The following is a 12,452-nucleotide window of genomic DNA, read 5'->3' on the forward strand; positions in this document are numbered from 1 at the left end:
CGCTGGGAGGGAGAGGCCAGTGAGTGTGCTGCTGCTGGTATCGGTGCTACTGCCGGCGATGACCGGCCCGCTGTTGCTCGCGGGATGGCGCACCGGTCGCTGCGGTGTCGCGGTGACGGCGTTCGCTGCCGTGTCGGCTGTCGTGGTCGCCATGGAGGTGGCGGTGCGCGGCCCGGTCGCCGCGGTCATGACCACCGGCCCGGAGGGGTCGGCGGTGGCCGGGTTCTATGCCGACCGGGTGTCGGTGCTGTTATTGCTTCTGGTGCTGGGTGTCAGTGCCGTGGTGCAGGGTTTCGCCACGAGATACCTGCGCGGAGACGCTCGGGCGGACCGCTTCGCCGCGCTGACCGGGTTGCTCACCACGGCGACCGCGGCGATGGTCACCGCCGCCACGCTGATCGGGCTGGCCGTGGCCTGGTCGATAGTCGGCATCGGGCTGTGGTGGCTGTTGCGGGTGTACCGCGCCGATGCGTGGGTACCGGTGGCGGTCGCGCGGACCGCACGCATGGTGCTCGTCGGCGACATCGCGCTGTGGACGGCGGTGATCGTGGCCACCGTGCAGTGGGGGAACGTGGACCTGCGCGCTCTCGAGCTGCCGACGACGACATCGGCGGCGGGTCCGATCATCGCGGGAGCGCTCGTGATCGCGGCGGTGGCTCGCTCCGCGCTGGTCCCTATGGCGGGATGGCTTCCGGCCACCATCTCCGCGCCGACACCGCTGTCGGCTCTGCTGCACGCCGGCATCGTCAACGGGGGCGGCGTGCTGCTGCTGCGGTTGCACCCGATGATCGACTCCTACGCCACGGCGACGGGTCTGGCCTTCCTCGCCGGCGCGCTCACCGCCGTCTACGGCACCGCGCTCATGCTGACCCGGCCCGACGTGAAGTCCGCACTGGCCTACTCCACCGTCGGCCAGATGGGATTCATGGTGATGACATGCGCTCTCGGCGCCTACTCCGCCGCGCTGTTCCACCTGATCGCACACGGCATGTACAAGGCCACGCTCTTCCTGGGGTCCGGGTCCGCGGTCGGCGACCATCTCAGAGAACGCACCGCACCACCGCGACCACTGGGCAGCCCAGGTGTGCGGCGTGCCTTCGGAGCGCTCGCCCTCCTGGTGCCCACGGTGGCGCTCGCCGGTGCGGTGTGGCTGTGGGAATCGGTGTTCGGGCTCGCCCATTCCGGGACGGTGCTGCTGCTGGCGTTCGCGTGGGTGACGGGCACCCGCCTGGTGTGGGGCTGGGCCCGACGCGTGACGAAACCGGGGCCCGCCAGCGCGTTCATCGCGATGCTCATCGCGGTGATGGTCGCCTACCTCGGTGCGCTGTCGGTCTTCAGCACCTTTACCGAACCCACGCTGCGGGCCGCGGGCCCCGCGGTAATGAGCGCGTGGACGCTGATCCCGGTCCTCGCGGTGGTCGCGGCGCTCACCACCGTCCGGGTCACCACCGTCCCCGCTCTGACCTCGCTGCACAAGACCCTGTACGTGGCGTGTCTGAGTCTCGGTGATCTCGGTCCGCGCGCTCGCAGGACCACGTTCACCAAGGGCGCGCGTCGCGTCGTGCCCACCAGATCGTTCGTTCCCGTTGTGGTAGGAGAATCATGACACTCATCGTCGACTCGGTCCCCGTCGATCAGCGCGCGATCGAGCGCGCACAGCTGCGAGCCGAGATCAGTGTGGCCGCCCGCGTCCTCACCCCCGTGTGGCCGTTGAGCAGTTTCATCGCGGTCAACCCGCTCGGCGGGCTGGAACATCGCCCCTTCGACGACGCCCTCGCTCTCGCCGGTGACCTCTACGGCCTCCGAGGCACCCTCGGCGAGGCCGGGTTCCGCGCGGCCCACGCCACCGGCCGAATCACGAAGGCCGATCTGGGCGAGGCTCTCGAGCGCCGACTCCCGGACACCATTACCGCGGCACCGGTCGAGGTCGACGGACGCATTCACACTGCCGTCGAGATCCTTCTGGCCGACCTTGTCCGCGGATCGATCCCGCCACCCCCCGCCCGCCGGCTGCTCACTCTGAGTGAACGCGTGTGCGCGCGCACCGCGGCAGCGATCGACGCCCAAACCGTCAAATGGTGCTCGGCGTATCTGGATTCCGGCGAGGCCGGCTGGACACTGCCCGGCCGCGACCGGGGCTTCTACCCGGCCTGGGCCGATCTGGCGCCACGCGATCCCCGGCTCCCCGCAGCCGCTCGCCGCGCGCTGCGCGACCTGCCCTCCGATCCCGCTGATGCCGTCTCGCACGCACTGGCACGACTCGGTGTCGGACACGGTGGTGAACGCATCGCCTACCTGCGCGCGCACCTGACGCGGCTGCCGGGCTGGGCCGGCCACATCCTGTGGCACAGCAACACACCCGGCTCGGCAATCGACCTGGTCGACTATCTCGCCGTCCGGCTCAGCTACGAGGCGCACCTGCTCGACACCACCGAACTGCCCGCAAGGCCGGCCCCAGTTCCCGATCACCCATCGGACACGGCCACAGACCGTGCCCATCGCGTGGCACAGGCATTGGGCACGACCGGTCTCGATGCCGCCGCCGAGGCGTCGATCGTCCGGATTCTCGACCGTATGCCCGTCGATTCGCGGCCACTGGTGTGGCTGGACGCTTACGAGACGCACTATCGCCGCGGTCTGCTCGAGGAACTGGACAAACCCGTCCCCACCCCGGACCTCACCCGCGCCGGCGCGCAATTGGTGCTGTGTATCGATCCCCGCTCGGAAGGACTGCGCCGGCATCTCGAGGCGCTGGGCAACTACGACACGTTCGGATTCGCGGGGTTCTTCGCCGTGGCCAGCCGCATCCACGCCCTCGCCAACGGTGACCCCGCGATCGCGGCGCCGGCTCTGGTGACACCTCACATCGACCTGTACGAACAACCCGACCCGGCAGCGCTCGCCGCGGCGCAGCGCCACATCGCGGGACTGCACACCCTCGCAGCCACCACAGAGGCGGTCCACACCGCCAAAGCCGACCTGGCGGCACCGTTCGCCCTCGCCGAGATCCTCGGCTGGGCGAGCGGGCCCGTGGCCGCCGCGAAAACCATCGCACCCCGCCGCTACCGGCGATGGCGCACCCGCACCCGGACCCTGATCGCGCCCCCTGCCCGCACCGTGATCGACACCGCTGGTGGGCTCAGTCTCGTCCAGCGTGTGCAGATCGCCGAAACCGCCCTCACGGTCATGGGACTCACCAAGGGTTTCGCTCGGCTGGTGGTGTTCTGCGGACACGGCGCCAATACCGAGAACAATCCCTTCCATTCGGCGTTGGCCTGTGGCGCCTGCGGTGGCAACCCCGGCGGGCCGAACGCTCGCGCCGCCGTGGACATCCTCAATGACACCGAAGTGCGCGACAGGCTCGCCGGCCGCGGCATCGAGATTCCCGACGACAGCTGGTTCGTCGCCGCCGAGCATGACACCACCAGCGACCGCGTCACCATCCTCGACTGTTACCGGGTGCCCGATACACATCGGCACGACCTCGATCGGCTCACTGCCGACCTGGCCGAAGCCGGGCGTCGCCTCGCCGCCGAACGAGCCACCCTGCTTCCCGGCGCACCCGACCGGCCGAGCCCGCACACGGCGGCACGCCACGCCGGAACCCGTAGCGCGGACTGGGCACAGGTGTATCCCGAATGGGGCCTGGCCGGCAACGCGGCGTTCATCATCGGACCACGCGCCGTGTCCGCAGGGGTCGATCTGCACCGCCGCTGCTTTCTGCACTCCTACAACCCCGACGACGACCCGACCGCGACCGCGCTGGAAACGATCCTCACCGCACCGGTGATCGTCGCGCAATGGATCAACTGCCAGTACTATTTCTCCACCGTCGCCCCCGACATCTTCGGTGCCGGCACCAAAACAACCCACAACGTCGTCGGTGGAATCGGCGTTCTCACCGGCCCTTCCGGAGACCTGCGAACGGGCCTGCCCTGGCAATCGGTGGCAGTCGGGAACCGCCTCGTGCACGAACCGATGCGCCTGCTCGTCCTCGTCCACGCCCCACAGCAGCGAATCGACACCATCGTGGCCCGCAACCCCAAGGTGCGCGATCTCGTCGACAACCACTGGATCACCCTCCTCGCCCGCACCGACCAGAGCTCCCCCTGGCAACACCGCACCCGCGAGGGATGGAGTCCCTACCCCACCTCGAACGGAGTACAGCCATGACCCGCGCCAACCTCGCGAAAATGACCAGAATCGAGGTCATCGTCTCGGGAACCGACGCCCCCGACGTTCGCCGCCTCATCGAGCACTCCGGCGCCACCGGATACACCACCATCTCCGGTGTCTCCGGTCTGGGCCACAACGGATACCACGAAGGACGGCTGCTGTTCAACGAACAAGACACCCTCGCCCTGCTCATCACCGTCATCCCCGACCACCGCGCCGACGTCCTCATCGCCGGCCTCCGCCCCCTGCTCGAGAACTCCTCCGGAGTCATGTTCGTCACCGACACCTACGTCAGCCGACCCGACTACTTCACGTGAACGACCCGCCACGCGTTCGGTGGACCGCTGCGGTGGTGCGTCGCCAAGGGTCGGCCCACGGGCAGGGGACGAACTCTCCTACCACCACACCGACGAGTGCTGCATCCCGGTCGGCTCTCGCTCCCCGAACCGGCCGGATGACCAACCACTTCCGCTGAATCGAACAGAAACGGGTAAGACGAGACCATGTCAGACAGCCACCCTGAGCCGCACCCGCCCGAGGCAACCCGCGCCCCCGTCTCGCCGACCTCGGTTGCGGGCAGCCGGGAGTGGTTCCTGACACAGCAACGCACCCGCCCGGATGTGCCGTTGCCGGTCCTGGTCGAACGTGCGGCCGTGATCGAGCAAGCCATTGGTGTCCTGATGGTGGTTTATGGAGTGCCCGCCGCTGGCGCGGCGAGGTTGCTCACCTGGCGGATCCAGGACACAGGTTCGGATGCGCGAGCGTTCGCCACTCGTCTGATCGCCGAGCTACCCTCGCTCCCTGCACCCTTACCAGAGCAGCGGGCCGTGTTCGACCGGCTGCTGTTCACCGCACATCAGCTTCCTGGCGGCGACCAGCGCACGCGGTAGCGCTCCGACGCGGCCGAGAGCAGCTGTCCCCGAACGTGACCAGTGGTCGCGACCCCGAATCCAGCGACAAGCCCCCGACTCGGTGTTGTCCGCGAACCCTGCGGACGCGATGTCAGCGCAGAGGATCTCGCCTGCCCCGACAGGGCGATTACACGCAACCTAATTGGCGAAATAGAATTCGTAAGTTTACAATTCCCTGTATCGGGGGCGGTCGCCCACACCCCTCGACCGTGGTGGCGCCCCCGATGCCCACTACCGCAGCGCCGGTGCGCTGCCATCCGAAGGGGGCCGTCGTGGCTGCTGCCGTCGATTCCCCGGTCGTGCTGGCGCTGGATGTCACCGATCCCGGTGTGGAAGATGTCGATGCCCGGGTAGTGGCGGGCCTGGTACCCGACCGCGGAGTTCTGATCGTGGCGGTGCTGACACCTCCGGCGCGTGCCAGCCTGAACGCGCGACTGCTGGCGTGGCGCCAGGCCCAGCGCATCGACCGCGCCGACACGCTGGCCGCGCGACTGCGGGCGACCGCAGCCATGGGCGGGCGCGGGATCACGGTGAGCGCGGTCTCTCGGATCCTCAGCGGCAGCGCACCGACCGCGCAGTGCCGGAACCCCTGATTGCGGTTGATTGCCAGTGAGGCAGCACTGCCCCGGCGCGCCGTTCATAATGCCGCCGTGATGAAGTGCCGCATGAGGCGGGCGGCGGTGATGGCACCGAGCAGCTTCAGCTTCACGCCGTTGCTGTCGGGTTCGACGACGGCGACCAGGGGGCTGTGGGTGCCGGCCATCAGAATCGCAACCTCCATGGGGCGCGCGTTGGCCCCGACAACAGGCAGCGGATACCAGCGCCGGGGAGCCCACGGTCCGCCCGGCCAGACGCGCGGCGAGTTCGCCATCGTGGGCCTCGGTCACGACACCGGCCAGCACCGGGTCTTCGGCGCTGTAAGCGGGGAGGAGCTCCCGGAGCAGCTGGGAGCTGGGCGCGATGGCGTATGGCCGCCCGTCGGCATCGAGGACCAGCGGGACAACCAACGACTGGTCGGCCAGCATCCAGGCCGCGTCGATCGCCCTCTCGCCCGTGGTCACGGAGGGATAAGGCGCGGCGAGATTTCCGTGCGCGCATGGCGGGCTTCCTCTGGGCCTGTTGATAGATGTCGGGGATGCCGTCGGCGTCCTCGTCGCGTGTCTCCGCCTCCCACAGGCGGCGGTAGATGCCGTTGCGGCGCTTGATCAGAAGCGCTGCCACGGCCGCGGTGATGAGCGAGCCGAGCAGGACGGCGGTGACATCGGGTGACCTGGCGCACCACCTCCGGCGGCAGGACACGGCCACCAAGGTGGGAGGGCAGCCGTGGTAGACCAACACCAGCCGCACTCCGGTCTAGCAGCGCAGAATGAGCAGCCCTTCGATCGCCGCTACGCGATGCGCGCAGCAAGATGCTCTGGTCGATCTCCAGCGCCACCACCCGCGCCGTTGCTGCCTGCCAGGCTTGCTGTGCGAGCAGCTCGGCGGTGAACAGTGAGCGAGTCCAGCTCTCCGGTCCCGGCCCCGGGCAAGTGGAATCCTTCACAAGCAACCCCAGCTTCTAGAGCTCGGGGAAGGTGTCCGGGCGGCGGAAGGTGAGAATCTGCGCGCCGTTGGTGGAATGTCCAGTGAAGGCTGCATTCTCGCAGGCGAGCGTGTTGATCACTGTCGCGTACAACTGGAGTCGTTGTTCCAGGTCCGCGACCTGCTTGAGCAAGGCAGCGCGCTCGGCGCGAAGGCGAGGAACGTCGCTGCCGCATCGGCAGCTCACCGCTGGTTGGGACACGGTGGCTTTCACCCTGGCCTGGAACTGCTCCTTCAGATCGAGGTGCCGGTGCGTCAACTGCCAGCGTTTGACGCCGGCTTCGATCGCCAGTTGGGACACGCTGAGCCGTCCGGTAGCGCGGAGCGGAATGCCGGCGAGCAGGCGATCCATTGCCGCGATGATCGCTGCCCGGGTCGCGTGAGGTTCGGATACGGATTCAGACACCTGCGCTCCTCTCTCGTGGCGGTCGTTCGTGGATGTCGAGAATCGTTGCCAGACGGTGCAATTCGTATCGTTCGCGTTCGTGGCGGATCGGTGGAGCCAGCGGATCGGAGACCATGGTGGTGAGCGCGTCGTGGCGGGCGCGGATCACTGCGATGTCCCGGTCGGTGCGGGCGATGTTGCGGCATTTGGGTCGGCAGTCGTCGAGATCGGGAGTGACCAGCGGATCACCGGCGGTGCCGCGGATCTGGCAGGCGGCGTGTGCGGGGTCGAATACACAGGTCATGCCGTCGCCATGGTGGATTTGCAGCAGCGGGTTTCCGAGCAGGTCGCGGGTTTGGCGAATGTTGGTCAGTACGTGTCCGGCGAACTGGCCGTCCGCAGCGGTGACGCGCTGACGATACGCGTCGGCGGCCGGACCGCTGACGTGCTCGCCGTCATCGAGCGCGCGGTGATCGTCGGCGATATTCTCCAGCCGGTACAGCCAGTCCTCGAAGGCATAGTCGTCGGGGAACCCGGATTCGTAGGTTCCTGCGTATCCCTGCAACATTCGGGTATGCGCGTGCCCATACTGAATCGACGCGGCGATCAGGCCGCGGGGGCGTCGGCGGATGAACCACGCCAATGTTCTGCGGAATCGTGAGGCGTTCAACCCTCCGCTCGGGTCCTCAGGTATCGCATCGGTTCGGCCGCCGCGGCGGCATTCGTCGTTGACCCAGGTGACGAACCGGGTGATGTCACGGGCAATGGTGGTCGAGGTGCGGGCCTTGCCTTGGCGTTTGAGATTGTGCGTCCGCCGATCGGGTTGCAGCCACGTCGGGAACAGCAGAGGCTGCGGGTGCAACTGTTCGAGTACCCCGATCGCGCGGGCGACGATGTCGATGACCACCCAGGGAACGCGGCGCTGCTGCCCTGCCGGCAACTTGTTGCCGTCGGTGTCTACGGCGTTCTTGAAATACAGTCCCTGCATCAGCCACAGATCATTCGCCGCGTCGTATTCCAGGCATCCGCGCTGCAGATTCAAGACCTCGCCCGGTCGGGCACCCGAAAGGTAGGCGATCACGACGAAGCACGCGGTGCTCAACAGCCGCGCCATTTTCGGTGCCTCGTGATAGCTGATCGGGCGGTCTCGCCACGGCTGACCGTCGAGTAGCGCGGTGATCGGCGTATCGAGGTCGGCCTGGTCGGACACCTCGAGCCCCAACTCGAGGACCCTGCGCCCAGCGGCGGTCCTGCCCAGGGTATCGCCGACCGCGCCGATGATCAGACCGATATGGTGCCAGTCCACGACTGTGTCGCCGTTGTCGTCGAGTGTCCCCGGCAGGCATCCACCGTGGTTCCGCAACCGAGCGGCGTAGTCGTCCAACCGGCGGGGAACATCGCCGTGCGGCGGGCGAGCGCTGCGTCCGGTACGGGCTCGTTCCTGGGGTTCTTGCGCGTGCAGCGTCAGATGCTCGGAATACGCGGCGAGGATGTCGGCGGCGAAATCATCGACGAACCGGATCGCCCACCACAACAGATGCTGCATCGTGAGTTCGGCGATCCTCGGCGTCCGGTTCTCGATGTAATTGACTGTGCGACCGAAGATCTCGAACGATTCCTCACCATCCCACGGCGGCGAGGACGGCAACCGCATATCCTCCGGTAGAGCGGTGCGGTAGGACCACAACCGTTTGACTTCCATCAACCGCTGGTACTTCATTTGCAGTCGAATCGGCTCCTCGGCGAGGGCAAGCAGATAGTCGTCGAGCATCGGGTTGGTGACCTGTCCGAAGCTGGTCAGGCTTCGCTCGTTCATCCAAGCAAGAAGTGGCCGCAGCAGGCCGAGCGCTGCCATGACCGTGCGCACCGACGGTCGTGAGTTCCCGCCTCGCAGCCGCGCGGCACCGGTGTGGTTGAGCAGCTGCCAGAAGTAGATTTTCACCTCGTGTCGCAAGGGCGGCGGGATCGTCGCGAAGTTGATGCTGTGCGCGCAGAAATGGTCCTCGAAGATCGCCGGGTCGATGTCCCATCGGTCCTGCCCGAATCGCGACAGTCGGTCGGTGTTCGTTCCTGGCCGCAGCGGACGCGACATCAGCACCAGCGTGGATGGCTCCGGGTGCGCCACATTGGTGTCGGTCAGTGGCAGCGGATTGTGTGTGGTCATCGCAGATCGAGCTCTCTGCTCAGGAATCGGCTCACCAGGTCGCGCTCGGCGTCGGTGACGGCGGCGCGCGCGGTGGCGATTGCGGCGCTGTCGTGCTGGGCGAGCAGGTCCGAGAGTTGGGCGTGGGGGCGGGCGAAGCGCTGAGTCCACCGCAGCGGTGTGATCTCACTGCGGCGTGCGGTCAGGTGATCGTGGACGAGAACCTGCACGGGCAGGTGCCGGGGCAGCGCCCGTGCACAGGGACATTCCAAGCACAACATGAACGAGGCCCGGCACGGCTGCCCGGCAGGCGAGTGTGGACTGTTCGTATTGTCTGCGCAGGCAGCCAGCACGGTATCGAGCCGGCCGCCGATCATGCGCTCGAGAGTTCGGGCATTCACACCGTGAAGGGCAGCGACCGATTCCGGGTCGATGCGTGCTGCCTCGATCTGGGCTGCCGACAGGGTGGCCATCACGCCCCGCGTTCGGGCCTTGGCCACTTCTTCGGTCAGCGCCGCCGCCACTACGCGCTGGTATTCGCGCAGATTGCCGCGATTGCGAGCGAGATAGTCGGTGGCCAGCGTCTGCTCGGTATGTGCGACCGGCTTCTGGTGCAGTTCCAGGTAGGTCAGGCGTATCAGCTCCAGCGTCAGATGCAGCCGACTGGGCTCGGCATCGGGTCGGGGGGAATCCGCGATCAGGTCGTGCTGTGTCGCCCATTGCTGGATCTGCTGGGCGTTGGCAGTGAGCGGCCGGAACGAGCGACCGGACCGGGGCTGTCCTTGAATCGTGCTGCCCGCCTTGCTGGCCCATCGGACCAGCAGTCGGTCGGTGTCGATCATCTCGCGAGTGCGGGCGGTCAACTCGTGCAGCAGCACATAGACCCCGAAGGGGGTGTGCAGCCTGTCGCGGGTCGACAACTCACCGGGGTTCTCGGGGACGCTGATCCAGTCGGGGACCTCGCTGAGCGCGATGCTCATGTGTGCGAGAGACCCTCGGCGCGGTTTGACCGCGGAAACGATCGCGGTCGCCGTTGAGCCGGTGTGGCCGTCGGCGCGATGGTGCGCGGCCGGAGTACCGAGGATGACACTGGGGTTTTGGCCGGTCATCGCGGTCAGCAGAATCGCCGCTGCCAGACACTCCTTCGTCGACAGGTGTAGCCAGCACACCACGTCGTCGGTTCGCCCGAAGTTGTGGGTGACCCACTCGCGGACAACTTCCTTCCCGTCACCGTTGATGCGCCGGGGCACATCCCCATGCCGGTCCACCCAGTCCAGCAGCTGGGATCGGCGAAGTTGTTGCGGCGCAACATCACCGGCCCGGAACTGACGCAGCAGCTCCCGGTTACCACGTATTCTCACCGTCGCCGCCCGTAGGTCGGACCGGGCGCTGTCGGCGATCCGGCGCAACTCGTCGCGGCTGTAACTGCACTTGGCGACCGCGGGGTCGGCGCGACGCGGATTGCGTTCCTTGAGCTTGCCCGCGAGCTCGTCGCTGATGCCTTCGGCCCGGCGTAGCGTCTGCTTGAGGATGCCCAGTTCCTGCCCGGCGGTCCCGATCGTCAGGGACATTCGGTACCCGTCGATGTGGACCGGCGCGATGTCCCGTATCCGGATCGGCGGATGGGTCACCATGGACAGATGCTGAGCGAACCGGACAATCGCTCGGAAGCTGGCGATCATGGGGCTCATCGATGTCAGTCCCTGGCCCGGTGCCACCCGCTTGGCGAACGCTGCCGCAAACCCTGCTTGAATCTCACCCGACACCGGCAGGTCACCAAAGCCGAAGTCGCGATGACCGCCGTCTTGGGCATAAGCGCGGACCATCAACCCGTCCTCGCTTGCCAAGATGCCGCGCTCGGTCCTGGGAACCTCAATGGATGGCAGCGCCGCGTGGCGCCCGCGTCGATTCATCGATTCACCGCCAGTGGGTCGGTGCGCACCCGAGGATGGCTGGCGAATACCTCGGCCATGAATTTGCTGATCGGGAACCCTTCCGCGTGTGCGAGGAGCAGTTCGACATCGAGCGAGCGAAACGGTTCCAGGTACACGTTTTTCGTGGTCTCCACCGATCGATGACCAAGCATGGTTTGCACCAAATGCCATGTGTCGCCGAACTGTTCGCGAAAATCGCGAGCTTCGTCCTCGGTCAGGTCGTGGAGACGGCCGGCGGTGGCGAGCTTGCCAATCGAATACCACCGAAGCGCGAACGAGTGCCTGGCCATATGCGGCGAACACGTGAACCCACCCAACCCCATCGCGTGGATCCGCTCATTGGCGTCGGTGAAGGTGTGGTGCCAGCCGTGAGCGTCCCTGGGGAGCCCATCTTCGTTAAGCCATAACGAAAGTGGCGCTATGCCGTGCCCGGTTTCGACGAACAGTCGACGTCGGGCAGCGGGGCCGAGGTCGTTGAACGCCGTCCGGTTCGCCTGTACGGTCCTGTCAGTCGATCGGACGGATCCGCCCCGCGTCGTGTCGACTGTCACGATCTGGCGTGCGAGGATCGTGTCATAGCGACCCGCTGCCTGGGCGCGCCGGATCGCTCTGGCGCGTGCCCCCTCGATGTAGGCGAGAGTGGCGGTGAGGATGTTGCGGGGCATCCAGTACTTGTGGCCGTAGCCGCCCTTGCCGCAGCTGTCGGCGAGTCGGCAGGTGAAATACGCACGGCCAGCGGTGTTCTGGGGCAGTTCCGGAACGATCACGCTGGCCCACTCCGACAGGCGTAGACCGGTGCCGAGCAGGCCGTCTGCAAAGGCAGCGTTGCGTTGTTCGTTTCGACCTTTCCACGCCGGATCAGCCGCCGCTGTCAGGTCGTATCCGCGCAAGCCGAGGTCGCGCCAGCGAGCGAAGCCGGCCGGATCCAACCACTTCACCGACGCATGTCTTTTCGCACGTGGCGGCTCGGCGTCAGCGAACGGGTCGGTCACCTGATAGCGGGTCGCGGCCCACTTGTGGAACTTCTTGCAGGCTGCCAGATCCTTGGAGAACGTGGTGGCCTGGACCCGTCCAGCGTTCGCTGGATCAGTCATTCGCCAGAACTGAAATTCCTCGACGTCGTCTTCGCACGCCTCCCACCAGTGCCGCCCGTGGACGGTGAGGAAGTTGAGCCACAGGCAGACACCGCGGGCATAATCGCGGTTGGTCAGCTCCGACCGATTGCGCATCTTGGCCGATGCGAAGAAGGCGTTCACCCGGAGATCCGGGAAGCCGTCCGGACCGAGTAGAAATCGCACGCCCTCCCGTCCCCCATTCGCAGC

The 12,452-nt window shown here is 67.1% G+C and carries 10 protein-coding genes; 5 read left to right on the plus strand and 5 right to left on the minus strand.

Annotated elements, in window-relative coordinates:
* Window positions 1-19 precede the first annotated feature (19 nt).
* The 5 genes from NS1_RS17110 (at window position 20) to NS1_RS17130 (ending at window position 5,680) form a co-directional block, all read left to right on the plus strand.
* On the plus strand, window positions 20-1,606 hold the full coding sequence (locus tag NS1_RS17110) for a proton-conducting transporter transmembrane domain-containing protein (RefSeq protein WP_062985820.1): 1,587 nt from the start codon (window positions 20-22) through the stop codon (window positions 1,604-1,606).
* Complete coding sequence (locus tag NS1_RS17115) at window positions 1,603-4,173, plus strand: DUF2309 domain-containing protein (RefSeq protein WP_062985822.1); 2,571 nt, start codon at window positions 1,603-1,605, stop codon at window positions 4,171-4,173. Before NS1_RS17110 ends, NS1_RS17115 begins: the two co-directional genes overlap by 4 nt.
* A gap of 20 nt (window positions 4,174-4,193) precedes the next feature.
* Window positions 4,194-4,493, plus strand: coding sequence for a P-II family nitrogen regulator (locus tag NS1_RS17120; RefSeq protein WP_255284573.1), 300 nt, complete (start codon window positions 4,194-4,196; stop codon window positions 4,491-4,493).
* A gap of 186 nt (window positions 4,494-4,679) precedes the next feature.
* Window positions 4,680-5,066, plus strand: coding sequence for an ANTAR domain-containing protein (locus tag NS1_RS17125; protein WP_062985826.1), 387 nt, complete (start codon window positions 4,680-4,682; stop codon window positions 5,064-5,066).
* Window positions 5,067-5,359: 293 nt separating this feature from the next.
* Window positions 5,360-5,680 carry a hypothetical protein gene (locus NS1_RS17130; RefSeq protein WP_157125253.1) on the plus strand — a complete coding sequence of 107 codons (321 nt, stop codon included), beginning with the start codon at window positions 5,360-5,362 and terminating at the stop codon, window positions 5,678-5,680.
* A gap of 44 nt (window positions 5,681-5,724) precedes the next feature.
* Here NS1_RS17130 and NS1_RS40070 read toward each other — a convergent pair whose 3' ends face one another.
* The 5 genes from NS1_RS40070 to NS1_RS17150 form a co-directional block, all read right to left on the minus strand.
* Window positions 5,725-5,868, minus strand: coding sequence for a CBS domain-containing protein (locus NS1_RS40070; protein WP_157125254.1), 144 nt, complete (start codon window positions 5,866-5,868; stop codon window positions 5,725-5,727).
* Window positions 5,869-6,645: 777 nt separating this feature from the next.
* Window positions 6,646-7,020 (minus strand): hypothetical protein, encoded by a 375-nt coding sequence (locus tag NS1_RS17135; RefSeq protein WP_062985830.1) that lies wholly within the window; start codon window positions 7,018-7,020, stop codon window positions 6,646-6,648.
* 46 nt (window positions 7,021-7,066) lie between these two features.
* The gene (locus NS1_RS17140; protein ID WP_062985832.1) at window positions 7,067-9,217 is read right to left on the minus strand and encodes a hypothetical protein; all 2,151 of its coding nucleotides are present in this window, start codon (window positions 9,215-9,217) and stop codon (window positions 7,067-7,069) included.
* Entirely contained in the window at window positions 9,214-10,887 is a 1,674-nt protein-coding gene (locus tag NS1_RS17145) for a hypothetical protein (protein ID WP_255284574.1), read from the minus strand. The genes NS1_RS17140 and NS1_RS17145 overlap by 4 nt, the downstream gene beginning before the upstream one ends.
* Before the next feature lie 218 nt (window positions 10,888-11,105).
* On the minus strand, window positions 11,106-12,386 hold the full coding sequence (locus tag NS1_RS17150; RefSeq protein ID WP_255284575.1) for a site-specific integrase: 1,281 nt from the start codon (window positions 12,384-12,386) through the stop codon (window positions 11,106-11,108).
* Window positions 12,387-12,452: the final 66 nt, after the last annotated feature.

The sequence above is a fragment of the Nocardia salmonicida NBRC 13393 genome, assembly GCF_001613085.1.
GTDB lineage: Bacteria > Actinomycetota > Actinomycetes > Mycobacteriales > Mycobacteriaceae > Nocardia > Nocardia salmonicida.

Bases quoted from the DNA above. Each gene is read 5' to 3' on its own strand.
- NS1_RS17125 (WP_062985826.1), top strand. From the start codon at position 4,680: ATGTCAGACAGCCACCCTGAGCCGCACCCGCCCGAGGCAACCCGCGCC.
- NS1_RS17135 (WP_062985830.1), bottom strand. From the start codon at position 7,020: ATGGATCGCCTGCTCGCCGGCATTCCGCTCCGCGCTACCGGACGGCTC.
- NS1_RS17145 (WP_255284574.1), bottom strand. From the start codon at position 10,887: ATGAGCCCCATGATCGCCAGCTTCCGAGCGATTGTCCGGTTCGCTCAG.
- NS1_RS17120 (WP_255284573.1), top strand. From the start codon at position 4,194: ATGACCAGAATCGAGGTCATCGTCTCGGGAACCGACGCCCCCGACGTT.
- NS1_RS17140 (WP_062985832.1), bottom strand. From the start codon at position 9,217: ATGACCACACACAATCCGCTGCCACTGACCGACACCAATGTGGCGCAC.
- NS1_RS17115 (WP_062985822.1), top strand. From the start codon at position 1,603: ATGACACTCATCGTCGACTCGGTCCCCGTCGATCAGCGCGCGATCGAG.
- NS1_RS40070 (WP_157125254.1), bottom strand. From the start codon at position 5,868: ATGGAGGTTGCGATTCTGATGGCCGGCACCCACAGCCCCCTGGTCGCC.